Genomic DNA, 24,245 nt, shown 5'->3' with positions numbered 1-24,245 from the left:
GTGCCAGCCCTTGGCACGGCGGTGCTGCGGCAGAGCCCGCGCCGCCTTTGGGCCGTGCGCCGGCATGCCATCCTCGCGCCCACAAACCGCCGCCGCGCCGCGGCCCAAAGACGACGCACGAGGAGCCCATGCCCTTCACCCCTGCCCACCAGCCCCCCGGCCAGCCCACGCCCCTGGGCTGGCATTTCGCCTTCGTCGGCAAGGACCTGCTGCTGCCGGACAACGGCAGCGAAACGCTCTCGCTGCCCCCTGGCGCGGCGCTGATGGCGCCCGTTGAAACCTGCCACTACCTGGGCCGGCTGGACGAGCACGACTGCTGGGCCTGCGTGCTGGACGAGCCGCCCGCCGGCTGGCGCGGCGTGAACCTGCGCGCGGCCATGATGCAGTTGCCCGCGCCGCTGTCCGCCGTGGCCGGGCGCGCCGCGCAGGTGCTGGAGTGGGACCGCACGCACCGCTTCTGCGGCGTGTGCGCCACGCCCACCGTGCGCCAGGCGCATGAGCGCTCGCGCCACTGCCCGGCCTGCGGCCACACCGTCTACCCGCGCATCAGCCCGGCCATGATGGCGCTGGTGTGGCGCCCGGGCGAGCTGCTGCTGGCGCGCGCGCCGCACTTCATTCCCGGCATGTACAGCGCGCTGGCCGGCTTCGTGGAGCCCGGCGAGACGCTGGAGGACTGCGTGGCCCGCGAAGTCGCCGAGGAGGTCGGCGTGCGCGTGAAGAACCTGCGCTACTTCGGCAGCCAGAGCTGGCCGTTTCCGCACAGCCTCATGGTCGCCTTCACGGCCGAGTGGGACGGCGGCGAGATCGTGCGGCAGCCGGAGGAAATCGAGGACGCCGGCTGGTACCCCTTCGACGCCCTGCCCGGCATCCCGCCGCTGTTCAGCATCTCCGGCTACCTGATACGCCACGCCGTGGAAACGCTGCCGCGGCAGGCCGCCTGAAGCTTCGCCAAGGCACCGTGGCGCACCCCAGGGTATGCCACGGTAGGCGCGGCACTCGCCCTCCTTTATCTTAGTCTTCTATGCATTTTGAGAAGTTTGCAGGAGACGATGCGATGAAGTACGTGAAGGCCTGCATGGCCATGCTGCTGGCCGCGGGGGCGGGCGTGGCGGCGGCGCAAGGCGAGTGGCCGGGCAAACCGGTGACGGTGGTGGTGCCTTCCTCGCCCGGCGGCGGCACGGACACCTACGGCCGGCTGCTGGCGCAGCAGCTCACCGAGCAGCTCAAGCAGAGCTTCGTGGTGGACAACAAGCCCGGCGCCAGCGGCGCCATCGGTGCGACCTTCGTGGCCAAGGCGCCGCCGGACGGCTACACGCTGCTGGTGGCCTCCAATTCCTCGCTGGGCATCAACCCGGCGCTCTACAAATCGCTGAGCTACGACGTGTTCCGAGACTTCGCGCCGGTGACGCGCGGCGTGATCGCGCCCATGGTCGTCGTCGCCAATCCGGCCACGGGCCTCAAGACGCTGCGCGAGTTGCTGGAGCGCGGCAAGCGCGAGCCCGGCACGCTGTTCTACGGCACGGCCGGCGTCGGCAGCCCGCTCTACATCGGCGTACGCATGATGGAGACCGCCAGCGGCGCGCAGTTCAGCCACGTGCCCTACAAGGGCGTGGGCCCGGCCTACCAGGACCTGTTGGGCGGGCGCGTGCAGTTCATGCTCACGGACCTGGCCAGCGTTCGCCAGTACGTGGACGCCGGCAAGGTCTCGGCGCTGGCCATCACCGACAAGAGCAGCCTCCTGCCCAAGGTGCCCACGCTGGCCGAGGCCGGGCTGCCCGGCATCAAGGCGTTCACGTCCTTCTCCGTCATGGTGCCGGCCAAGACGCCGCCCGCGCTGGTGCAGCGCATCGCCGGTGAAATCCAGAAGGCCATGAAGGACCCCGGCCTGGTGCAGCGCCTGGAGCAGCAGGCGCTGCTGCCCGTGGCCGACACGCCCGCGCAGTTCGCCGCCTCGCTCAAGGAGGAGCAGCAGAACTGGGGCGGCTTCATCAAGCAGAACAACATCCAGCCGGAATGATCGACATGGCGAGCAACGCGAATCCGGAGCTCATCGCCGACCTGGTCGATGCCAACCACATCCTGTTCCACCAGGGCATCGTGGACGCCTTCGGCCACGTCAGCGTGCGGCATGACGCTGACCCGTCGCGCTTCCTGCTGGCGCGCAACATGGCGCCGGCGCAGGTGGCGGCGGGCGACATCGTCGAGTACCACGTGGACAGCGGCGAGGCGGTGGCGGCCGATGCGCCGCGGCCCTACCTGGAGCGCTTCATCCACAGCGAGATCTACAAGGCCCGCCCGGACGTGATGGCCGTGGTGCACAACCACTCGCCGGCGGTGCTGCCGTTTGGCGTCGTCAAGGGTGCGCGGCTGCGCCCGGCCTGCCACATGTGCGGTTTCCTGGGCGAAGGACCGCCGGTGTTCGAGATCCGCGAGCACGCCGGTGCGGCCACCGATCTGCTGATCCGCAACCGCGAGCTGGGCACGGCGCTGGCGCGCTCGCTGGGCCAGGAGCGCGTGGTGCTCATGCGCGGCCATGGCTGCACGGTGGTGGCGTCCTCGCTGCGGCTGGCCGTCTATCGCGCGGTCTATACCGAGGTCAACGCCAAGCTGCTGCTGCAGGCGCTGCCCTTGGGCGAGGTGGAGTACCTCACGCCGCAGGAGGCCGCCGCCGGCCACACCACCGAGGGGCAGGTGGACCGGCCCTGGAACCTCTGGAAGGCGCAGGCGCGGGAGGCCGCGGGCCGCTGAGCTGCCGGAGGCTTCAGCCGCCCGGCTGCGCCGTGCCGGCCAAAACAAAGTCCAGCATCCCGCGATCCACGGTTTCCTTTTCGAGCAGCAGCCGGTCCAGCAGCTCGCTCCTGCGCAGCAGGTAGCGGTCTTGCGTGGGCGACTGCTGGGTGTAGCCCAGGGCCGCGATGCCGCGCGGGATGATGGACACCTTGGCCACCCGGTCGGCCGTGGCGCGGTGCTCGGCCACCAGGGCGTGGCCGGCCTCGTGGTAGGCCACGAAGCGGCGCTCCTCGGGATTCATGACGCGATTGCGCTTCTCCAGCCCGGCCACGATGCGGTCCAGCGACTGCTCGAAGTCCTGCATGTCCACGGCCTCCTTGCCCTGGCGCGCGGCGCGCAGCGCGGCCTCGTTGACGAGGTTGGCCAAGTCGGCGCCGGCAAAGCCGGGGGTGCGCGCGGCCAGCGAGTCCAGCTCCACGGCCGGCGCCAGTTTGACCTGGCGCACGTGCACGTCCAGGATCTGGCGGCGGCCCTTCATGTCCGGCTTGTCTATGGAGACGTGGCGGTCGAAGCGGCCGGGGCGCAGCAGGGCCGGGTCGAGGATTTCCGGGCGGTTGGTCGCGGCCATGATGATCACGCCGCTGCGGCTGGTGTCGAAGCCGTCCATCTCCACCAGCAACTGGTTGAGCGTCTGCTCGTGCTCCTCGTGGCCGCCGCTGATGCCGCCCAGGCCGCGAGCCTTGCCCAGGGCGTCCAGCTCGTCGATGAAGACGATGCACGGCGCCCTGGCGGCGGCCTGCTCGAAGAGGTCGCGCACGCGCGCGGCGCCCACGCCCACGAACATCTCCACGAACTCCGAGCCGCTGAGCGAGAGGAAGGGCACGCCGGCCTCGCCCGCCACGGCCTTGGCCAGCAGCGTCTTGCCCGTGCCCGGAGCGCCCACGATGAGCACGCCCTTGGGGATGCGCCCACCCAGGCGCCGGTAGCGCTCGGGGTTCTGCAGGAACTCCACCACTTCCATCAGCTCTTCGCGGGCCTCGTCTATGCCGACGACGTCCTTGAAGGTCACGCCCGTCTCGCGCTGCATGTAGACCTTGGCCTTGCTCTTGCCGATGGACATCAGCCCGCCCGCGCCGCCCGCGCCGCCGGCGCCGCCCATGCGTTTCATGAGCAACCACCAGATGCCGAAGAACATCAGCGCCGGCGCCACCCAGGACAGCAGCATCGACAGCCACTTGCTCTCGCGCACGCTGCCGTAGCGCACCTTGGCCGCGTCGAGCTGCGGCACCAGCGTGGGGTCGTCCACCAGCACGGTGACGAAGCGGTGCTCCCCGCCCACGGCCCTGAGCTGCTCCAGCTTGTCCGGCGGCAGCGCCTTTTCCAGCCCCTCGACCCGCAGCGTGCCTTCGGCCAGGCCGTCGGCCATCACCAGCTCCTGCAGGCTGCCCGCGGCGATGGCCTGCTTGAGCTCGCTGTAGGTCAGCGTGAGCGTGTGGCGCGCGGTGATGAAGTCCTGCAGCAGGCTGATGAGGAACAGCGCCCCGATGACGTACCAGATGGAGAAGGTGGTCTGCTTCTTGTCCAGGGTGGGTGCGGGCATGGCGGGGCAATCCATCTGCTCGGCGATGAAGCCCATTGTGCTGGGCAAGGCCCACGCGCTTCACGGCGGCAGCCGCAGCCGCCACCATGCGGTCATGAATCCGCGCCAAGCCGAAGGAACAGCCCTCCGCCGCGCTGGCGCAGGCTTTACAGGACAGCCGCCGCGACACGCTGGCCACGTTCGCGCTGCACGAGGCCTCGTCCCTGGCGCGGGCGCAGCCGGCGTCGGCGGACCACAACCCGCCGCGGTGGGAGCTGGGCCACGTGGACTGGTTCCAGGCCCACTGGACCACGCGCAACCCGCAGTGCGCGCGCGGCGCGGCGGCCGATCCCGAGGCGCCCCGCCGCCCGCCGCTGCGCGCGGGCGCCGACGCGCTGTACGACTCCAGCCGGGTGGCGTCCACGCTGCGCGCACGGCTGCCGCTGCCGCCCGCCGAGGCGCTGCACGGCGACCTCGCGGCGCAGTTGGCGCTGACGCTGCAGGCCTTGAACGAGGCCGCGCCGGACGACGCCGGCCTCTACTTCTTCCGCCTGGCGCTGCTGCACGAGGACATGCACCACGAGGCCGCGCTGTGGCTGGCGCACTCGCGCGGCCTCCCGGTGGCCGATGCGCGCTGGCAGCCCGCGCCGCTGGCGGGCGCGCGCACGCCGCTGCCCATGGAGTCCGGCACGTACCGCCTGGGCGGTGCGCCGGACGGCGGCTTTGCCTTCGACAACGAACTGGCCGGGGAAGACGTGGCCTTGCCGGCCTGCGACATCGACAGCCGCGCCGTGAGCTGGAGCGAGTTCCTGCCCTTCGTCGAGGCCGGCGGCTACCGCGACGAGCGCTGGTGGATGGGCGAAGGTCGCCCGTGGTGGCAGGCGCGGCAACCGCAAGGGCCGGCCGGCCTGCGCCGCGAGGGCGGCGCCTGGTGGCGGTGGCTGTGGGGCGCCTGGCGGCCGCTGGACGTTCGCGAGGCGGCCTGCCACCTCAACCGGCACGAGGCGCGGGCCTGGTGCGCCTGGGCCGGGCGCCGGCTGCCCAGCGAGGCCGAGTGGGAAGCGGCGGTGCAGGCGCATCCGGCCGCCTTCGACTGGGGCGCCGTGTGGGAGTGGACAGACAGCGGGTTCAGGCCGTATCCCGGGTTCGCGCCGCATCCCTACCGCGACTACTCCGCGCCCTGGTTCGGTGCCCGCGCCGTGCTGCGCGGCGGCTCCTTCGGCACGCAGCCGCGGCTGCATCACGTGCGCTACCGCAACTTCTTCGCACCCGAGCGGCAGGACGTGTTCGCGGGCTTTCGCAGTTGTGCCGTGCGGCCGGCCCTACGCTGAGCGACGCCACGCCGCCGCGCGCCCGTGCGCCGAGGCGGGACACTGCGGGGGCTGCGCACAATGGCGGACTCGGCTGGCGCAGGCGCTGCGCGGCCGGCGACAGCCTGGAGGAGACATGGACACGCAGGACGACGCCACCACGCAGTGGCTGAACATTGGCGAGGCGGCGGCGCGCTCCGGCGTGTCGGCCAAGATGGTGCGGCACTACGAATCGCTGGGCCTGTTGCCGCGGGTGCGGCGCACGGAGGCCGGCTACCGCCAGTACGGCGAGGCGGAGGTGCACACGCTGCGCTTCATACGGCGGGCGCGCGACCTGGGCTTCGGCATGGCGGAGATCGCCGAGCTGCTGCGCCTGTGGCAGAACCGCCGCCGCAGCAGCGCCGAGGTCAAGCGCATCGCCCAGGCCCGCGTGGCCGACCTGGAGCGCCGCATCGCCGAGATGACGGCCATGAAGGACACGCTGGCGCAGCTCGTCCACTGCTGCCAGGGGGACCACAGGCCGGATTGCCCGATATTGGAGGATTTGGGGCAGTGAAAGGGGCGCGGCACGGCGGGCCGCGAGAAGAACGTCGTGATACCCGCCAGCCCGTTTCGCCCTACTTATGCGCCCGCAACCACTTGTCGAACTGCACGATCTCTCGCTTCTGGTCGCGGATGATCTTCTGCGCCATGGCCCTCATCTCCGGCGACTTGGCCTGCTTCAGGTAGGCCTGCGACATCTCCACGGCCTGCTGGTGGTGCATGCGCATCATGGCGGCGAAGTCGCGGTCCAGGTTGCCGGTGGGCTTCATGTCCTGCATGGCCTGCGCGCCGTGGCGCATGGCCTGGTGCATGTCCATCTGGCCGGCGCCGCCGTGCAGGGGGCCGGACGCGGCCGCGCCGCCATGCATGGGTGCCGAAGCCGGCTGCGCCAACGCGGCGCCGCTTGCCAGCAGCGTGAGGCCGCTCACCGCCAGTGCACACAATGACCGTTGAAACCGTGATGCCGCCGCCATCGCGTACTCCCGAAGTGAAGGCGATGCCCGGTTGGCAAGCCACATTCCCGTCAGCGCAGCCGGCCAGGAGTGCGGGCGTCGCGGTTCAGCGGCTCACTCTTCCCGCTCCACCGTGAACACCGCACTGGCCGCCAGGTACTGGCGCGCGTAATCCAGCTCGCCGCGCGCCTGGGCGTGCAGGGTCAGCAGCGGCTGCCCAACGGCCACCCGCTGGCCCAGCTTCACGTGCAGCTCCAGCCCGGCCACGGCCACGTTGGGCGCACCGGCCAGGGCGGCCAGGCGGGCCAGGCGGCGGCTGTCCATGGCCGTCACGCGGCCGCTCCACTGCGCCAGCGCGGGCTCGCGCAGCGCGGCGCGCGGCGGCTCGCGAAAACCGCCCTGCGCCTCGCAGATCGCCAGGAACTTGCGCCACGCCGCGCCCTGCGCCAGCAGCCGCGCAGCCACCGCCGGCCCCTCGCCCGCGGGCACCCGGCCGCAGAACTCCAGCAGCGCCGCGGCCAGCGCCACGCCCTTGTCGCGCAGGTCGGCCGGCGCGTCCGCGCGGCCCTGCAGCACGGCCAGCACGTCGTGCGCCTCCAGCGCCGGGCCCATGCCGCGGCCCACGGGCTGCGTGCCGTCGCTGCGCAGCACGCGCGCGTGCAGGCCATGGGCCTGCGCCACCACCTCCAGCAGCGCCTTCAGGCGCACGAAGTCCGCCTCGCCGCGCACCTTGGCGGTGGGGCCCACGGGCACGTCCAGCAGCACGTGGGTGGAGCCCGCGGCGATCTTCTTGGACAGCACCGAGGCCACGAGCTGCGCGTCGCTGTCCAGGTCCAGCGGGCGCTCCACGCGGATGAGCACGTCGTCGGCCGGGCTCAGCGCCAGCGCGCCGCCCCAGGCCAGGCAGCCGCCCTCGCGCGAGACCACGCGGCGCAGCGTGGGCAGGTCCAGCGCCACGGGGGCCATGGTCTCCATCACGTCGGCCGTGCCCGCGGGCGAGGTGATGGCGCGCGAGGACGTCTTGGGCACCACCAGCCCGGCCGCCGCGGCAATCGCCACGACGATGGGCGTGGTGCGGTTGCCCGGCAGCCCGCCCACGCAGTGCTTGTCGCCGGTCACCGCGCCCGGCCAGGCCAGGCACTCGCCCACCTCCACCATGGCGCGGGTGAGCTCTATGGTTTCCTGCACGTCCATGCGGCCGCCCGCGCAGGCGGTGAGGAAGGCGGCGATGTGCACGTCCGGGTAGCGGCCCGCGGCCACGTCGCCCACGATGGCGGCCAGCGACGCCGCGTCCAGCCGGTGGCCGTAGATCTTGGCGCGCACGCGGCTCATGGACTCCAGCACCGGCGCGTGCGCCACGTCCACGTCGTCGCCGGGGCGCGCGCCCAGCGCCTGCCAAGCGCTGTTGCTCAGGCCCGCCTCGTCCGGCGCCAGCCGCCCGCCGTCCACCACGTTGAGCGTGGCGATCAGCGAGCGCCCGCGCAGCCGCAGCTCCACTCGCGACAGCGCCGTGAAGCCTTCGGCGCAGCACACGGGGCCCTCGCGCGGCATGTAGATGACGAACTCCTGCGAGGTGTCTATGCCCATGCGCACCACGCGCAGCGCCGGCGCGCCGGCCGGCCCGCCCGGCATCAGGCAGCTCATGCGCCCAGCTCCACGGTGCGCCCAAGCAGCGGCACCGTGACGGGCCAGTGCAGCTCGTGCTCCACGCGGCGGCGCAGCGCGTCGGCCGCCGCGGGCTCGCCGTGAGTGACGAACACGCGGCGCGGCGCCTGCGGGCTGGAGCGCAGCCAGGCCAGCAGCTGATCCGCGTCCGCATGGGCCGAGAGCCCGCTGAGCGACGCCACCTCGGCGCGCACGGGCACGTCCTGGCCAAAGATGCGCAGCGTCTTCTCCCCGGCCAGCAGCCGCGCGCCGCGCGTGCCCCCGGCCTGGTAGCCCACCAGCACCACGGTGTTGCGCCGGTCCGGCAGCCGCTGCGCCAGGTGGTGCAGCACGCGCCCGCCGGTGGCCATGCCGCTGGCGGAGATGACCACCGCCGGGAAGCGCGCGGACGACAGCGCCCGCGACTGCGGCGCCGTGCGCACCATCTGCGCCGCGCCGCACATGGCCGCGCACTCGCGCGGCGAGAGCCGGTGCTCGCCGGGGTGGCGGCCGTAGAGGGCCGTGGTGTCTATGGCCATGGGGCTGTCCAGGAACACGGGCAGCTCGGGGATGGCCCCGGCCTCGCGCAGCCGGTGGACCATGAGCAGGACGAGCTGCGCGCGGCCCACCGCGAAGGCCGGCACCAGCACCGTGCCGGCGCGCGCCGCGGTGCGGTTGATGACGCCGGCCAGCGCCGCCATGGCGTCCTCGGCCGGGTGCAGCCGGTCGCCGTAGGTGGACTCCACGACGATCCAGTCCGCGCGCGGCGCGGCTTCGGCCTCGCGCATGAGGGGGTCGTCCGGCCGGCCCAAGTCGCCGGAGAAGAGCAGCGTGCGGCCCTCGGCCTCCAGCGTGAGCGAGGCCGCGCCCAGGATGTGGCCGGCGCGGCTGAAGCGGGCGGTGACGCCGGGGATGACTTCGGTGGCCGTGTGCAGCGGCAGCGGCTGCAGGTGGCGCAGGGCGCGCTGCGCGTCCTCGCTGGTGTAGAGCGGCTCGGCCGGCAAGTGGCGCGAGGTGTGGTGGCGGTTGGCGTAGGCGGCGTCCTCCTCCTGGATGTGGGCGCTGTCCGGGAGCAGCAGCCCGCAGAGGTCCGCGGTGGCGGGCGTGACGAGCACGGGCCCCGTGAAACCCTGGCGGACGAGCAGCGGCAGGGCGCCGACGTGGTCCAGGTGGGCGTGGGTGAGCAGCACGGCGTCCACCTCGCCGGGGGCGAAGGGCAGCGGCTCCCAGTTGAGCTCGCGCAGCGGCTTCCAGCCCTGGAACAGCCCGCAGTCCACCAGCAGCCGCCGGCCGCGGTGCTCCACCAGGTACTTGGAGCCGGTGACGGTGCCGGCAGCGCCGTGAAAGCCGAGCTTCATGCGCCACCTCCCGCTGAACGGCGGGCGGCGCCGGCCCGGGGCTGCTGAAGACGGTGGCCGGCCCGGCCAAGCCGGCGGCACCCGTTGAAGGCCAGGAAGAAGGCGTGCTGCATGGACGGCTCCCCGCGTTTTTCAGCCGCCGCTTGGGGCGCGGGCGGCCCGTGCGGGCCAGCATAGGAGGCAGCGCGGCGAGCGGCTTGAGCGGGATCAAGCCCGCAGCGCTGTGGCAACACGACTTGTAGGAGGCCCGCTTGCGGGCCGAAATCGTCGCCCGGCGGCTGCAATTCGGCCCGCAAGCGGGCCTCCTACAAGCCGAAGCGGCGCAGCCAGAGCAGGCCTGCTGTCAAAGCCACTCTACGTCCCACCAGGGATAGTCTCCGACCCGTTCACACAGTCCAGCACGCAGAGGATTGGCGACGATGTAGCGGGCGATGCCGCGAAGCTCCTCTTCCTGGCGAACACCCTGGTCAAAGAAGCCTGCCTGCCAGACCGGGGATGTGCGTGGATCAAGCCCACGTACGGCATGCGCACTGGCTGACTTGAAACGGTTCACCGTGCCTGACAGGTTTGCACGAACGCCTAAAGTAAAGAGCCAGTGCAAGTGGTCAGGCATCAAAACCCAGGCGTGCGAATGCAGCCAACCGCCGTCATGCATGTCACGCATTACACGAATGACAACGCGGGCCACCTCGGGAACAGCGAACATTGGGCGCCGAGCTTGCGTCGCGGAGATGACGTGATAGGCCTGGCCTGGCAGCGAAGCCCTTCCAATACGCAATCGTTGCTGATGCGCCATGCCTGAAAGTGTCACTGCATGCAGGCTGGCCTGGAACTGTGCCCGTGCTGGAGAAAGGTTCGGCCCGCCAGCGGGCCTCCTACAAGCCGTGGCGCGGCACGGCTTGTTGTTACCGAGGGAACGATCCTTTCCAGCAGCCTGGAAACGTTCCATCTGCAGGAAAGGTCCTGTAGCCCTTTATGACACCCAATGCCGCGGGAGCATTGCAGCGCGCCATGTAGGAGGCCCGCTTGCGGGCCGAATTGCAGCCGGTCCACGATTCGGCCCGCAAGCGGGCCTCCTACAAGCCAAATAGCATGACCGCACCGTCGTTGCCGATGACAACAGCCGGTCTCGAAAACCCGGAGGCGCCGCATGTGGAGCCATCATCCAGGCCCGACCCTTCACGCCGCCTTGTGGGCCCCGCCGTCCCACTCGGCCAGCAGCCGCTGCATGTCACCCAGGCTGCCCTCGGCCGCCTCCCGCAGCCGCGCCAGCAGCCCGGCTTCTTCCTGCGGCGACGCCGTCGCGCCGGCCAGGGCGTGCTCCAGCGCCAGCATCGCGCCTTCCAGGGGAGCAGCGCCCACCATGGCGGCCACGCTGCGGCGGCTGTGCAGCAGCGCCACGGTCCGCGGCCGCTGCCCCTGGGCCAGCAGCGCCTCGCACTCCGCCGCCAGGGTCGCCAACTGCTGCACCGCCGGCGCCAGCAGCCGCAGGTACAGCGCCGCGTTGCCGTCCAGCCGCTGCAGCGCGGCACGCGCATCCAGCCACGCGGACGGCGCGCCGTCCGGCCCGAAGCCTTGCGCGATGTCGGCCGCCCCTGAATCCGCACTTGCCGTCGAGCCGGCCGGCTCCGGCGCGCAAACCGGTTGGGGCGGCGGGGTCGCCTCAGCCGGCGCGCCGTGCGCCGAGCGCCCGCTGAGCCGGCGCAGCACGCGCACCACGAAGTCCAGCTCGAAGGGCTTGCCGATGTGCTCGTCCATGCCGGCGGCCAGGCAGGCGGCGCGGTCGGCGTCCATGGCGTTGGCCGTCATGGCGACGATGGGCAGCCGCTCCCCCCCGGGCAGCGCCCGCAGCGCGGCCGTCGCGCCGAACCCGTCCATATCGGGCATCTGCAAGTCCATCAGCACCACGTCGAAGCCTGCGGGCGACGCCTGCACCGCCGTCACGCCCTCGCGCCCGCCGTGCGCCAGCGTCACCTGCGCGCCCTCCAGGCGCAGCAGCTCCAGCGCCACCTCGCGGTTGAACTCGTTGTCCTCCACCACCAGCACGCGCAGGCCTTGCAGGCGCGGCGCAGCGGCCGGCGGCGCCGCCGCCGCGGCATCGTGCGGCCCTGCGGCGACCGGCGCCACCGCGCCGGCCTCGGCCACCGGCAGCGACAGCCGGAAGCTGAAGACGCTGCCCTGCCCCGGCGTGCTGCGCACCGCCAGCTCGCCGCCCATGAGCTGCACCAGCTGGCGGCTGATGGGCAGCCCCAGGCCCGTGCCGCCGTAGCGGCGCGCCGTGGAGGCCTCGGCCTGGCCGAAGTCCTCGAAGATGCGCGCCAGCACCTGCGGCTCCATGCCTATGCCGCTGTCGCGCACCGACGCCTCCACCACCGCGGCGTCCCCGCGCCGCTCCAGCAGCGCCAGCCGCAGCACGATGTCGCCCGCGGCGGTGAACTTCACCGCGTTGCTGCCCAGGTTCACCAGCACCTGGCGCAGCCGCAGCACATCGCCTACCAGCGCGGCGGGCAGCGCCTCGTCCAGCTCCACGCGCAAGTCCACCGGCTTGCCTTCCAGGCCCGGCGACAGCAGCTCGGCCACCTCCTGCAGCAGCGGCGCGGGCTGGAAGGGCTGCGGGTCCAGCTCCATGCGGCCGGCCTCGATCTTGGACAAGTCCAGCACCGCGTTGAGCAGCCCAAGCAGCGAGCGCGCGGCGCGCTCGGCCTTGGCCGCGTGCGCGTCCTGCGCGGGCGTCAGCGCCGCGCGGCGCAGCACGCCCAACAGGCCCAGCACCGCGTTCATGGGCGTGCGTATCTCGTGGCTCATGCTGGCCAGGAACAGGCTCTTGGCGGCGGTGGCGGCTTCGGCCTCGTCGCCGCGGCGGCGCAGCAGCTCGTTGCTGTGCTCCAGGCGGCGCTGCGTGTCCTTGAGCTCCGTGACGTCCACGCCCACCACCACCACGCCCTGCACCTGGCCCCCGTCCCAGTCCGGCAGATAGTGCAGCCAGTAGTGCGCCACCTGGCCGTCGGCCTTGGCGCGGCTGCGCTCCAGCCGCTGCGGCTGGCCCTGCAGCGCCAGCCGCATGTGCGGCTCGTCCGTCAGGTAACGCTCCTCGCCCAGGAGCTCGCGCAGCGACAGGCCCGCCATCTGCGCGGGCGTGCGGCCCAACCAGGCCACGTGCGCCTGGTTGGCGAAGGTGCAGCGCAGCGCCGGCGTCCAGTACGACACCACGCCCGGGATCTGGTCCGTCACCAGCCGCATGAAGCGCTCGTTGCGGAAGAGCTCGTAGCGCAGGGCGTGCTCGCGGCTGATGTCCTGCAGCGCGCCGGCCACGCCGGTGATGCGGCCCTGCGCGTCGCGCGTGGCCTCGCCCTGGGAGCGCACCCACACCGGCGAGCCGTCGGCGCGGCGCAGCAGCATCTCCTCGTCCCAGGGCGTGCCGTGCAGGGCGCACTCGTGGACGAGCTGCTGCATGCGGTCCCAGGCCGCGCCCGGATAGAAGCGCCGCACCTCCTGGGCCGCAACGCGGTCGCGGCGCACCGGCACGCCGTGGATGCGGCAGGTCTGCGCCGACCAGCGCACGTCGTGCGTGGCCAGGTCCAGCTCCCAGCCGCCCACGCCCGCCACGCGGCCGGCGCGATCCAGCATGGCCTCGCTCTGGCGCAGCGTGTGCTCGGCCTGGCGCACCGTGTCGTCGCGCTCGCGCCTCAGGCGCAGCGCCAGCAGCAGCGCGCGCGAGCGCCCGCCGGCCAGCCGGCCCACCACCAGCGCCATGCACAGGCTCAGCACCGAGCCGGCCGCGGCGGTCCAGTGCTCGTCCGCGCGGCTGATGGCGGCCTCGAAAGCCGGGGTGGCGCGCATGTCCAGCCGCAGCTCCCGCCCGCCCACGTGCAGCCGGTGGCCGGACTGGAACAGCGGCTCGCCCGCCGCCGCCGCGTTGCCGCCGCGCCACAGCAGCGGGCTGTCACCTTGCGGGCCGTCGAAAAGCCGCAGCTCGAAGTTCCGCCCCCAGCGCTGCTGCACCGGCGCCAGCAGCTCGGCCACCGCCAGGTGCGCCCCCAACAGGCCGGCGATCTCGGCGCGGCGGCGCGGCGGCGCGGCGGCGTCGGTGCTGCCGCGGTACAGCGGCAGCAGCATGAGGTAGCCCGCCCGCGGCGCCGCGTCGGCCAGCAGCGGCTGCGACAGCGTCACCTCGCCCTGCGCCACCGCGCGCTCCAGGGCCTGGCGCCGCACCGGGTCGCGGCCCAAGTCCTCGCGCGCGTCCGCAGGCCACCCCTGCGCGGGCTCGACAAAGCGCACCACCCAACGGCCCTCGCCCGCCTCCACGGCGGGCGCGCCGGCCGGGGCGTCATCCTCGCGTCCCGCGGCGGCCACCACGTACTGCACGAAGCTGAAGCCCTTGACCCCGGGCACGCGCTGCAGCAGCCGGGCCGCGCGCACGCAGGCGCCAAAGGCGGCCTCGTCCAGCGCGGGATAGGCGGCGTACAGGCCACGCAAGGCCTCCAGTCCGTGCCGCGCCTGGTCGAAGCGCTCCAGCACGTCGGCCTCCAGGGCCTGCGCCTCGCGTTCGAGCTGCCGCGCGGCGCGCGCGTTGGTGTCCTCACGCACCTGCCGCACGGCCACGCCGGTGAGCAGCAGCCCCGCCCCCAGCACCAGGGCGGCGAGCAGCACGGGACGCATGCGCAGCGACAAGGGTCCGGGAAGCACGGACCCGACCGGAAGATTCATAGGACAACAACCGGCCGCCGCGGTTGGGGCCATGCATGGACGAGGCGCCGCATCGCGCAGCCCCCCAAAGGGGGGCCATTGTCGCCATGCCCCCTGGCCGGCGCCAAACCGCCGGCGGGAGGACCGGCACGGTTTCCGGGCTTTACGGAAAAAACCAGCTTTTTGCGCTAGCGGGCACGCAGGCCGTCGCGCGCCTGCATGAGCGCAAAGCCCAGCAGGTTGAGCCCGGGCCAGCGCCCGGGGCGGCGCGCATCGGGATGGGCGGCGCTCAGGCCCGTGCCCCAGACGGCGTTCAGGGGGTTGGCCTGCGCCAGCACGGCGCCGCCCGTGGACAGCAGCCACTCGCGCAGGGCCGGGTGCTGGCCGAACTTCGCCAGGCTGGCGCGCAGGACGATGGCGTAGCGGTGGCGCGCCCAAGCGGCCTCGTCGAAACCCTGCACCTCGCGGCCCAGCGCCTTGGCCTCGCCCGGGGTGTAGGCGCTGCCCATGCGGCCATGCTGCGCGCGGCCGCGGGCGCGGCGGCTGATGGAGCGCAAGCCTGCTTTCGGTTACGCGCTTCCCCCGCTTCCGCGCTGTGCGCGGCCGCCGTCGCGACCCAGCATGGAAGCCGCCGTTGCGCGCCGGCGAGCCGCCTTCGCGGCCTGCCCGGGAGAGGGTCGCAACGCCAGGAGATGGCCCATGCCCAAGCACCCCGCCGCCGCACGCGCGGCCCAAGCCGACCGCCCCATCCCGCCGCGCCGTGCCGCGCTGGCCTACCTGGCCTGCCTGGCGCACGGGTCCCCAAGAGCCGGTCTGGGTCTGGCCGGCCTGCTGGGCGCCCTGGGGGCCCTGGGCGGCTGCGGCGGCGGCCAGGACGGCGCATCCCCCGCCGACACCGCCGCCGACACCGAGACGGCGCAGCAACTGGCGGCCGGCGCGGCGGCGTTCAACGGCGGGCCGCGCGCGCACGTGGAGGGCGCCTTCGGACCCGTCTTCACCTGGCCCGTGATGCCCATACACATGGCGCTGCTGCCGGACGCGCGGGTGCTGGCCTACGGCACCGACCGGCTTGGGCGCCAGGGCGCGGGCCTGCTCTACACCGTGTGGGACCCGGCCCTGGGCCTTGGGCCGGAGGCCTTCACCACGCTGCCCAACCAGACCGGCACCGACGTGTTCTGCGCCGCGCAGGCGCTGCTGCCCGGCGGCCAGGTGATGCTGGTGGGCGGCGACCTGGACCGCGGCGGCACCACCAACGAGGGCAACCCCGACGTCAACCTGTTCGACCCGGCCACCAACCGGCTCGCGCGCGCCGGTGCCCTGGCCTACCCGCGCTGGTACCCCACGCTGGTGCTCACGCCCGCGGGCGAGCGCGTGGTGCTGGGCGGGCGCATGCGCGTGCTGCGCAGCGGCGGCGTGGTGGTGGGCCGCGAGGTGGCCAGCACGCCGGAGGTGTTCACGCCCGGCCAGGGCTGGCGCCGCCTGGCCGGCGCGGCCAGCGACGAGGCCTACGGCGAGACGGCCGACAGCTTCTATTACCCGCGGGCCTGGGTGGCGCCGCGGGGGGACGTGTTCATCCTCGGCCACGACGGGCAGCTCTTCAGCCTGGACGTGCGCGGCGCGGGCAGCCTCTCGCGCTGGAGCGCCTGGGTGCCGCCGGCCAACATGCGGCTGCCCTCGGCCATGTTCGCGCCGGGGCGCATCCTGTCGCTGCGCGGCAGCCGCCGCGCGGTGGTGCTGGACCTCAACGGCGCGGCGCCGCGCGTGCAGGCCACCGCCGCCGTGCCCACCAACCGCCAGTGGGGCGGCGCCACGGTGCTGGCCGACGGGCAGGTGTGGGTCAACGGCGGCTCCGTCACGCCCAACCGGCTGGCCGACGCGCACTACGCGGGCGAGCTGTGGAACCCGGCCACCGGGCTGTGGACACGCACGGCGCGCGCCGCTCAGGCGCGGCTCTACCACTCCGCCGCGCTGCTGCTGGCCGACGGCAGCGTACTCACCGGCGGCGGCGGCGCGCCGGGGCCGCTGACGCAGCTCAACGGCGAGATCTATTACCCGCCCTACCTGTTCATGGCCGACGGCTCCGGCCGCCTGGCCCCGCGCCCCGCGGTGGCCGCGCCCGCGCAGGCGCGGCTGGGCAGCGAGCTGGCGCTCACGCTGGCCGCGGGCACCACGGCCCGCCGCGTGACGCTGCTGCGCGCGGGCTCGGCCACGCATGCGCTCAACGTGGAACAGCGCTTCACCAGCCTGGCCTTCACCCAGGACGGCACGCGGCTGCGCGCCGCGCTGCCCGCCTCGCCCAATCTATTGCCGCCGGGCCACTACCTGCTTTTCGTATTCGACGCCCAAGGCGTGCCGTCACCGGCCAGCATATTGCACCTCAGCACTCCAGCCTGACGACACCATGACGCCGACTTATTCCCAATGACACGGATCGGCAGTTTCATCCCCGGAATTTCGTGATTTTCAGAATATATAAACGAAGCTCAATTTTTTCGAACATGGATTTGTCGAAAACTTGACTTCATTCAGGGCGGCGAATGCCCGAGAGTTTTCAGGCCTGTCCGGAAATGCATTTCATATTGACGTGCCGACGCCCAGGCCAATATCGGCCTTGGTTATTGGGCGCAGGCGGCAAACGGCTGCCGGCGCTCAGCGGCAGGACAGGCGAATCAAGCCGCGTTGCCGACGGCGGCGGGCATGGCGGCCAGCCTTTCGCGGCCCAGGGCCACGATGGCCTCGCTGAGCTCGCGCGCGACGGGCGGCTCGTCCTGCCAGTGGTGCCAGTACAGGGCCACGCGCACGGGGTGCGCGGGCGCCAGGTCCACCAGGTCCGGCGGCAGCGCGGCGGCGCCTTCGGGGTTGAGCTGCAGCATGGGCACCAGGCCATAGGCGCAGCCCGCGCGCACCGCCGCCAGGACGGCGCCGGGCGCGGGCAGGTAGTGGCGCGGGTAGCGGTCTATGCGCATGCCGAAGCGCGCCTGCAGGAACTCGTCGTGCAGCCCGTCGCGGCGGTTGAAGAGCACGGCCGGCGTCTCCAGCGCGGACTGCAGCGTCAGCCCCTCTGGGAAGGCGCGCCCGGCCAGCGCGGTGCTGGCCAGGCAGCGGTATTCCATGACGCCCAGCGCGTCGGCCACGAAGCCCGTGGATGCCTTGCTGGCGGTGGAGATGCAGCCTATGGCCTCGCCCCGCGCCAGCCGCTCCAGGGTGTGGTCCTGGTCCTCGGCAATGATCTCCAGCGCCACGCGCGAGTGCTGCAGCAGCGGCGTGCGCAGCAGCGGCGCCAACCAGCTCGCCATCGAGTCGGGGTTGACGGCGATGCTCAGCGGCACGGGCCCGCGCCCGTCGCCGCCGGGCGCGATCTGGCGCAGCGTGGAATCCTCCAGCAGGCGCAGCGCGCGGATATGGCCCAACAGGATTTCGCCCGCAGGCGTGGGCACCACGGGCTTTTGGCGGACCAGCAATATGGAGGACACCGATTCCTCCAGCAGCTTGATGCGCTGAGAAACGGCGCCGCGGCTCAGGCTGAGTATGGCGGCGGCCCTTTCAAAACTGCCTTCCTCGACGATGGTTGCGAAGGTATGTAATTGTTGGCGGTCCAGCATGCCGGCACTCTCGGTCACGTCACGTCGCCAATGATCGCATTTTCTCCCGCCGACTTTCTCTTGCCGGCGTGAAAAATTGCCGCACGGTCAAATGCGCTGTTACAAACGGCAATCCAGGTCAAGCGCAGTTTTCACGCTTGCGCGGCAAATGCGCTCGCCAATATGAACCACGCGCAACGCACCGGCGCGGCAGGGGCGGCCGGTGCCGGCGGCCTACCCCGCGGGACCGGGCTTGCTGCACGGCGCCCGTCCGCACGGGCATGCCGCTCGCTGCGCAGCGGGGGGCGGCCCGCCCAGGGGCCGCCCCGGCGGCGCGGACAATGACCGCATTCCCCGCAAACGCATCACCTGACCCTCCAGAACCCGCCCAAAACCATGAGCCAGGACCGCTTCCACAACCTCTACACCCACGGCTTTGTCCGCGTGGCCGTCTGCGTGCCCAAGCTGCGCCTGGCCGACCCGCGCCACAACGCGCAGGAGACGCTCGCGCTGCTGCGCGCCGCGCACGCGCAGCGCGCGGCGGTGGCGCTGTTCACCGAGCTGGGCTTGACGGGCTACACCTGCGACGACCTCTTCCACCAGCGCGTGCTGCTCGACGAGAGCGAGGCCGCCCTGGCGCAACTGCTGCGCGACTCGGCCGAGCTGCCCACGCTGGCCGTGGTGGGCCTGCCGCTGCGGGTGGACGAGCGGCTCTTCAACTGCGCCGTGGTGTTCCAGCGCGGGCGCATCCTGGGCGTGGTGCCGAAAACGTACCTGCCCAACTACGGCGAGTTCTACGAGGGGCGGCAGTTCAACGCCGGCTTCAACGCGATTGCCGGCGAGGTGACCCTGGCCGGCCAGACCGCTCCCTTCGGCTCGGAGCTGCTGTTCCAGGCCGAGGACCAGCCGCTGCTGAAGATCCACGTGGAAATCTGCGAGGACGGCTGGGTGCCCATCCCGCCCTCCACCTACGGCGCGCTGGCGGGCGCCACGGTGCTGCTCAACCTCTCGGCCTCCAACATCACCATAGGCAAGGCCGGCTACCGGCACGAGCTGGTGGGCCTGCACTCGGCACGGTGCCTGGCGGCCTACCTCTACAGCGCGGCGGGCCCGGGCGAATCGAGCAACGACATGGCCTGGGACGGCCACGGCCTGGTCTATGAGAACGGCACGCTGCTGGCCGAGACCGAGCGGTTCGCGCAGGACAGCCAACTCATCACCGCCGACCTGGACCTGGAGCGGCTGCAGCACGAGCGCATGCGCATGACCACCTTCGGCCAGACGGTGGGCCGCCACCGCGACGCCTTGCAGGGCTGGCGCGTGGTGGGCTTCACGGCCGAGCTGCCCATGGCCGAGACACTGCCGCTGCAGCGCCACGTGCCGCGCATGCCCTATGTGCCCAGCAACCCGGCACAGCGCGACGAGCGCTGCCGCGAGGTGTTCAACATCCAGGTGCAGGCGCTGGTGCAGCGGCTGCGCTCGGCCGGCATCACCAAGCTCGTCATCGGCGTCTCCGGCGGCCTGGACAGTACGCATGCGCTGCTGGTGTGCGCCAAGGCGGTGGACCTGATGGGGCTGCCGCGCAGCAGCATCCTGGGCTACACCATGCCGGGCTTTGCCACCAGCGGGCGCACGCTGGACCAGGCGCTGCGGCTGATGGAGGCCATAGGCTGCGCGTCGCAGCAGATCGACATCCGGCCGAGCTGCCTGCAGATGCTCAAGGACCTCAACCACCCCGCCGGCCGCGGCGAGGCCGTGTACGACGTGACCTTCGAGAACGTGCAGGCCGGCGAGCGGACCAACCATTTGTTCCGCCTGGCCAACATGCACGGCGGCATCGTGATCGGCACGGGCGACCTCAGCGAGCTGGCGCTGGGCTGGTGCACCTACGGCGTGGGCGACCACATGTCGCACTACGGCGTGAACGCCAGCGTGCCCAAGACGCTGATGCAGTACCTCGTGCGCTGGGTGGCCGACACCGGCCAGGTGGGCGAAGCCGGCAGCCAGGTGCTGCTGGACATCCTGGCCACGGAAATCAGCCCGGAGCTGGTGCCGGGCGGCGGCGAGGGGCAGCAACCGGCGCAATCCACGGAAAGCTTCGTCGGTCCCTACGAATTACAGGATTTCAACCTTTTCCATTTGCTGCGCTACGGGTTCGACCCGTCCAAGATCGCCTTCCTGGCCCACCACGCCTGGTGCAGCGGCGAACATGCCAAATATTCCTTGGCGGACGTGAAGAAGCATTTGCAGACTTTCCTCAAGCGTTTCTTCGCCAACCAGTTCAAGCGGACCTGCGTGCCGAATTCGCCCAAGGTGGGGTCGGGCGGTTCGCTGTCGCCGCGGGGGGATTGGCGGGCGCCGTCGGATGCGTCGGCGGCGGCCTGGCTGGGGGAGTTGGAGAGGAATGTGCCGGAGGCGTAAAAAAACGCCAGCTCAAATCAAATTGTGGCGGATTGCGTTTAAATCAGCGACAAAATCGTGGCGGCTTGTTTTCAACAAGCCCGTCCACCCGGCGCCCCCAGCGTGAGATTGAACACCTCGCGCGCCAGGCTCAATTCCTCCTTCGCCCCGCCACGCATTTCGCTGATGGGTTTGAAAACACCCTCGGTCTCGGCAATCGCCTTCTTGGGCGCCTCGAAGGTATTGAAGCGCAGCAGGTGCACCCGGACAGGCCCGCCCTCGGCCTGGAACCACTGGTTGAATTGGGCGTCGATATTCAATTCGGCCACACTCAAATTCAGCTTCTGCGCAATCGCGGCCCGCACGGCCTCGGGTTCATGGGCCGGCTCCACCACCGCCGGCGGCTCCATGGGCGTTGCACCTTCCGGCAGCGCCGCCGGCGCCAGCACCGTTTTGCCCCAGCGGGCAAACAGCAGCGCCGCGCTGTAACTGTCGAAATGGGTCAGCAGGACGCGGTTGCGGTCCAGAATTTCGGCGCCAGAGCTCATGCTTCAATCCTCGTGAAAAGCGGCACCCCGGCCACTTTGCCAAGGCTTGGCGACAAGGTACTTCGGAAGCACGCCCTTGGTCGAGAACCGCGGGCAAAGCCCACAGCATCCACCCTTTCCTGTGCAGTGACTCCCCACTTGCCGAGCATTTTTCAGAAATTGAATGCGGCAGGCGAGATAATCAATAAATCAGGCAACAAGCAAGAGTCACTGCCATGCCGACCGCAATTCCAGAATTCATTGCCCACACCATCGAGCAAATGTCCGCGCTGGGCGGCGTGCAGGCCAAGAAAATGTTCGGCGGCTGGGGAGTGTTCAAGGACGGCCTGATGTTCGCCGTCGTCATCCAGGACGAGCTGTATTTCAAGGTGGACGATGAAAACCTCGCGCGCTTCGACTCCCGCCATTTGAAGCCGTTCACCTACGAGGCCAAGGGCCGCCAGGTCGCCCTGCGCTACTTCCAGGCGCCGGCCGAAACGCTGGAAGACCCGCACGCCATGGCGGAGTGGGCCGCCGATGCCTGGGCCTGCGCGCTGCGCAACCGCAAGCCGGTCAAGCCGCCTAAAGCGACCAAACTGCCCAAGGCATCCGCAGCGCGCCGGTAAGCCAGGCGGGCGTGCACCGCAAGCTATCGCGGCCATTTCCTAAGTTTCGTGAGGGCGCCGGGCGCGCGCTTGGGGTTCAAGCACCACCACCCGCAGAATCCCGCCCCAATGAACGCCGCCACCACCTTCCACAAGCCCCTGTCCAAGCGTTTCGCGGCCGCCGCCGCCCTGCTGGGGGCCATGGCGCTGGCGCAGGCCCAGGGCACCGCGGCCGAGGCGCTGCAAGCCACGGCGCAGCGCCTGAGCACCGTGGACGCCAAGTGGCGCGACGCCTTCGCCGCCTTCGATGCGGCCGACAAGCTCAAACCCGTGCAGCCCGGCGGCGTGCTCTTCGTGGGCAGCTCCTCCATACGCCTGTGGGACGACCTGGAGCAGCAATTCCAGTCGCTGCCCGTGCTGGTGAAGCGCGGCTTCGGCGGCTCGCAGCTCTCGGACTGCGCCGCCTACCTGGACCGGCTGGTCGTGGCCTACCAGCCGCGCCTGGTGGTGCTCTACGCCGGCGACAACGACCTCAACGCCGGCCGCACGCCGCAGCAGGTGCTGCAGAGCTACGTCAGCTTCGTGGACGGCGTGCACCGCTCGCTGCCCGACACGCGCATCGCCTACGTCTCCATCAAGCCCAGCCCCGCGCGCACCGCGCTGCTGCCGGCCATACAGGAGGCCAACGCCCTCATACGCGCCCACGCCGGGCAGGACCAGCGCCTGGACTACATAGACGTCTACCAGCCCATGCTCGACGCCCAGGGCCGCCCCCGCGCCGAGCTGTTCCGTGAGGACCGCCTGCACCTCAACGCCCAGGGCTACGCCCTGTGGCACGACCTCATCGCCGCCCGCCTGCGCTGAAGCTGCTGCGTGCCCGCCGGCGCAACTCGCGCCGCGCCTTCAGGCGCGCCTTGACGCGCGCGGCGTGCCGGTCGATGGCGTCGCTCGCCAACGCCACCACGAACAGCACGGCGAATGACACGGCCAGCACCGCGTTGTCCACCCACCACGAGCGCCCCTCCCGCGCCGCGCCCAGGTAGGCCAGCGCCAGCAGCACCAGCACGAGGTGGGCGCAGAACACCGGCAGCGACGCCCGCCCAAGCAGCTCCAGCGCGCGGGGCCGCGGCATGCGAGCGGCCAGCGCCGGCCCGTGGTGCAGCACCAGCACCACCAGCGCCGCGAGGTTCAGGAGGCGCAGCGGCCCAAGGTGCCACTTGTCGAAGGCGGCGTTCACGGCCGCGGGCAGCGCAGACGCCGCGTCCGCCGCGCTGGGCCAGGGCACCTGCCCGGCCGCGTGGCGCCATGCGAAACACACCAGCGCCACGCCCCAGGCGGCGGCCACCACGCCGCGCGGGAAAGCGGGCGCCAGCGGCAAGCCCCGCCCGGCGCGCGCTCCCAGCCACAGGCCGACCACCCAGAGGAACTGCCAGCCCAGCAGCTCAAAGGCGCCGGTCTCGCGCGCCGGCACGGGGATGCGCGCCCAACGCGCCGCGGCCTCGTACAGGTGCGTGCCGAAGTCCCACTGCGCCGCCAGCCACAGCAGCGCACTGCCGGCCAGCACCAGCGTCCAGCCCCGCCGCGCGCCGGCCAGCAGCAGTAGCGGGCTCGCCAGCATGAACAGGATGTACAGCGGCAGGATGTCCAGCAGCGGCGGGTTGTAGATCAGCATCAGCCCCGCCACGAAGGCCACCAGCGGGCGCTCCAGGTAGAAGGACAGCAAGTCCTTCACGGCGGGCTGGTCGTGCAGCAGCCCAAGCAGCGCGATGACGGTGAACAGGAAGAACAGCAGCGCCGCCTGCACCAGCCAGATCTTCAAGGCGCGGCCATGGAAGCCGCGCGCCAGCGCCGCGTCGCCCTCGCGCCGCTGCTTGGCCGTGTAAACCTTGGCCGCCATGAAGGCGGACAGGAACACGAAGCCCTCGGCCGCCGAGACGAAGCCCAGCGGCTGGCTCAAAGGAGACGCCCAGCGCGTGGGCAGGTGCGTGAACGTCATGAGCACCAGCATCAGCCCGCGCAACGCGTCCAGCTCCCACTGGCGCTTCACGGCGGCGACGGCCGCAGCCGCGACGGCGGCGGGCGGACCGGCGGACGAGGTGCCGGAAGACGCGTCGGACAGGTTTTTCATGGCGTTTGGCAGCATGGCAATGGGAGTTCCCGGGCAAGTCCCGGGAAATGCCCGGGCCGTCTTCAAGGGACTGCACCTGGCTCGGCCAGGGGTGCGGCACCCAGCCTGCCCACGGCCTTGCGGGCCAGACGGCGCATGCGACGCTGCGCGGCGGCGCGTGCGGCAGGCAGCCCGCCATGCCGATGCGGGCCGGCTTTGACCCGACATCACCCCAAGCCTGCTGGAGTTGTGCCCTTGGACGAAACCGAAGCCCGCACCGTGTTCCTGGTCCGCGCCCTGGAGGAAACGGCCGACGGCCCCGCGCCGCTGCTCACGCCGGCCGAGGGGCGCCAGGCCTCGGAGGTGGTGCGCGCGGGCCTGCCCAAGCCGGGGCGCACGCTGCGACACCAGGAGTGGTCGGAGCGCTTCGTCGTCCAGCGCGCGCAGCGCCTGTTGCAGGACGCGCTGGCGCGCCGCCCCGGGCTGCGCGGCTTGGTGGAGCGCCCGGCGCTGTTCCCGCTGGCGCAGGTGCTGGTGGCGGCACTCGGCTTCGCGGCCGGCTTCGCCTCGGACGCGCTGGCCAACCCGCACCGCATCAACCTGCTGTCCGCGCCGCTGCTGGGCGTGGTGGCGTGGAACTGGCTGCTGGCGCTGCTGTGGCTCGTCTCGCGCGTGCTGCCGCGCCGTCCGCGGCGCCACGCCCGCGGCCTGGCCGGGCTGTTG

General features: G+C 71.9%; 18 protein-coding genes and 2 pseudogenes. 10 read left to right on the top strand and 10 right to left on the bottom strand.

Annotation, left to right across the window (positions count from 1 at the left end):
• The first annotated feature begins 128 nt into the window (after positions 1–128).
• The 3 genes from nudC to SM757_RS31350 all read left to right on the top strand — a co-directional run bounded on the left by nudC (position 129) and on the right by SM757_RS31350 (position 2,748).
• Positions 129–941 carry an NAD(+) diphosphatase gene (gene nudC / locus SM757_RS31360; RefSeq protein WP_066338531.1) on the top strand — a complete coding sequence of 271 codons (813 nt, stop codon included), beginning with the start codon at positions 129–131 and terminating at the stop codon, positions 939–941.
• 113 nt (positions 942–1,054) lie between these two features.
• Entirely contained in the window at positions 1,055–2,017 is a 963-nt protein-coding gene (locus SM757_RS31355; protein WP_066338529.1) for a Bug family tripartite tricarboxylate transporter substrate binding protein, read from the top strand.
• A gap of 5 nt (positions 2,018–2,022) precedes the next feature.
• Positions 2,023–2,748, top strand: a complete 726-nt coding sequence (locus SM757_RS31350; RefSeq protein WP_322468345.1) for a class II aldolase/adducin family protein — start codon at positions 2,023–2,025, stop codon at positions 2,746–2,748.
• Between the two features lie 88 nt (positions 2,749–2,836).
• On the opposite strand, the pseudogene ftsH reads toward SM757_RS31350, so the two are convergent.
• Positions 2,837–4,315, bottom strand: a pseudogene (gene ftsH, locus SM757_RS31345) (ATP-dependent zinc metalloprotease FtsH); the annotation flags it as partial.
• A gap of 113 nt (positions 4,316–4,428) precedes the next feature.
• Between ftsH and senA the strand changes: the two are divergent.
• Positions 4,429–5,640 (top strand): selenoneine synthase SenA, encoded by a 1,212-nt coding sequence (gene senA, locus SM757_RS31340; RefSeq protein WP_322468346.1) that lies wholly within the window; start codon positions 4,429–4,431, stop codon positions 5,638–5,640.
• Positions 5,641–5,755: 115 nt separating this feature from the next.
• Positions 5,756–6,175, top strand: a complete 420-nt coding sequence (cueR, locus tag SM757_RS31335; RefSeq protein ID WP_174548632.1) for a Cu(I)-responsive transcriptional regulator — start codon at positions 5,756–5,758, stop codon at positions 6,173–6,175.
• Positions 6,176–6,236: 61 nt separating this feature from the next.
• Here cueR and SM757_RS31330 read toward each other — a convergent pair whose 3' ends face one another.
• The 6 genes from SM757_RS31330 to SM757_RS31305 all read right to left on the bottom strand — a co-directional run bounded on the left by SM757_RS31330 (position 6,237) and on the right by SM757_RS31305 (position 14,859).
• A complete protein-coding gene (locus SM757_RS31330) occupies positions 6,237–6,590 on the bottom strand; it encodes a DUF305 domain-containing protein (protein WP_322468343.1) in 354 nt (117 codons plus the stop codon).
• Between the two features lie 138 nt (positions 6,591–6,728).
• Entirely contained in the window at positions 6,729–8,258 is a 1,530-nt protein-coding gene (locus tag SM757_RS31325; RefSeq protein ID WP_322468342.1) for a thymidine phosphorylase family protein, read from the bottom strand.
• Positions 8,255–9,616, bottom strand: a complete 1,362-nt coding sequence (locus SM757_RS31320; RefSeq protein ID WP_322468341.1) for an MBL fold metallo-hydrolase — start codon at positions 9,614–9,616, stop codon at positions 8,255–8,257. The genes SM757_RS31325 and SM757_RS31320 overlap by 4 nt, the downstream gene beginning before the upstream one ends.
• 343 nt (positions 9,617–9,959) lie before the next feature.
• The gene (locus SM757_RS31315; RefSeq protein ID WP_322468340.1) at positions 9,960–10,565 is read right to left on the bottom strand and encodes an REP-associated tyrosine transposase; all 606 of its coding nucleotides are present in this window, start codon (positions 10,563–10,565) and stop codon (positions 9,960–9,962) included.
• A gap of 230 nt (positions 10,566–10,795) precedes the next feature.
• Positions 10,796–14,302: an ATP-binding protein gene (locus tag SM757_RS31310; protein ID WP_322468339.1), complete on the bottom strand. Its 3,507-nt coding sequence runs from the start codon at positions 14,300–14,302 to the stop codon at positions 10,796–10,798.
• A gap of 188 nt (positions 14,303–14,490) precedes the next feature.
• A complete protein-coding gene (locus tag SM757_RS31305) occupies positions 14,491–14,859 on the bottom strand; it encodes an NADAR family protein (protein WP_322468338.1) in 369 nt (122 codons plus the stop codon).
• A 142-nt stretch (positions 14,860–15,001) separates the two neighbouring features.
• On the opposite strand from SM757_RS31305, the gene SM757_RS31300 reads away from it, so the two are divergent.
• The gene (locus SM757_RS31300; protein ID WP_322468337.1) at positions 15,002–16,696 is read left to right on the top strand and encodes a galactose oxidase-like domain-containing protein; all 1,695 of its coding nucleotides are present in this window, start codon (positions 15,002–15,004) and stop codon (positions 16,694–16,696) included.
• Between the two features lie 275 nt (positions 16,697–16,971).
• Here the strand turns inward: SM757_RS31300 and argP are convergent, their stop codons facing one another.
• Complete coding sequence (argP, locus tag SM757_RS31295) at positions 16,972–17,922, bottom strand: HTH-type transcriptional regulator ArgP (RefSeq protein WP_322468336.1); 951 nt, start codon at positions 17,920–17,922, stop codon at positions 16,972–16,974.
• Between the two features lie 357 nt (positions 17,923–18,279).
• Between argP and SM757_RS31290 the strand changes: the two genes are divergently transcribed.
• The gene (locus SM757_RS31290; protein ID WP_322468335.1) at positions 18,280–20,304 is read left to right on the top strand and encodes an NAD(+) synthase; all 2,025 of its coding nucleotides are present in this window, start codon (positions 18,280–18,282) and stop codon (positions 20,302–20,304) included.
• A gap of 71 nt (positions 20,305–20,375) precedes the next feature.
• Here the strand turns inward: SM757_RS31290 and SM757_RS31285 are convergent, their stop codons facing one another.
• Positions 20,376–20,831, bottom strand: coding sequence for a hypothetical protein (locus SM757_RS31285; RefSeq protein WP_322468334.1), 456 nt, complete (start codon positions 20,829–20,831; stop codon positions 20,376–20,378).
• A gap of 260 nt (positions 20,832–21,091) precedes the next feature.
• On the opposite strand from SM757_RS31285, the gene SM757_RS31280 reads away from it, so the two are divergent.
• Positions 21,092–21,436 carry a TfoX/Sxy family protein gene (locus SM757_RS31280; protein WP_322468333.1) on the top strand — a complete coding sequence of 115 codons (345 nt, stop codon included), beginning with the start codon at positions 21,092–21,094 and terminating at the stop codon, positions 21,434–21,436.
• Positions 21,437–21,544: 108 nt separating this feature from the next.
• Positions 21,545–22,279, top strand: coding sequence for an SGNH/GDSL hydrolase family protein (locus tag SM757_RS31275; RefSeq protein WP_322468332.1), 735 nt, complete (start codon positions 21,545–21,547; stop codon positions 22,277–22,279).
• On the opposite strand, the gene opgC is transcribed toward SM757_RS31275, so the two are convergent.
• Complete coding sequence (gene opgC, locus SM757_RS31270; protein ID WP_322468331.1) at positions 22,257–23,543, bottom strand: OpgC domain-containing protein; 1,287 nt, start codon at positions 23,541–23,543, stop codon at positions 22,257–22,259. The genes SM757_RS31275 and opgC overlap by 23 nt on opposite strands.
• 234 nt (positions 23,544–23,777) lie before the next feature.
• Here opgC and SM757_RS31265 point away from each other — a divergent pair.
• Positions 23,778–24,245, top strand: a pseudogene (locus SM757_RS31265) (hypothetical protein); the annotation flags it as partial.

The sequence above is a fragment of the Azohydromonas lata genome, from assembly GCF_034427735.1.
Classification (GTDB): Bacteria; Pseudomonadota; Gammaproteobacteria; order Burkholderiales; family Burkholderiaceae_C; genus Azohydromonas; species Azohydromonas lata.
This window is presented reverse-complemented; position numbering and strand designations above follow the sequence as displayed.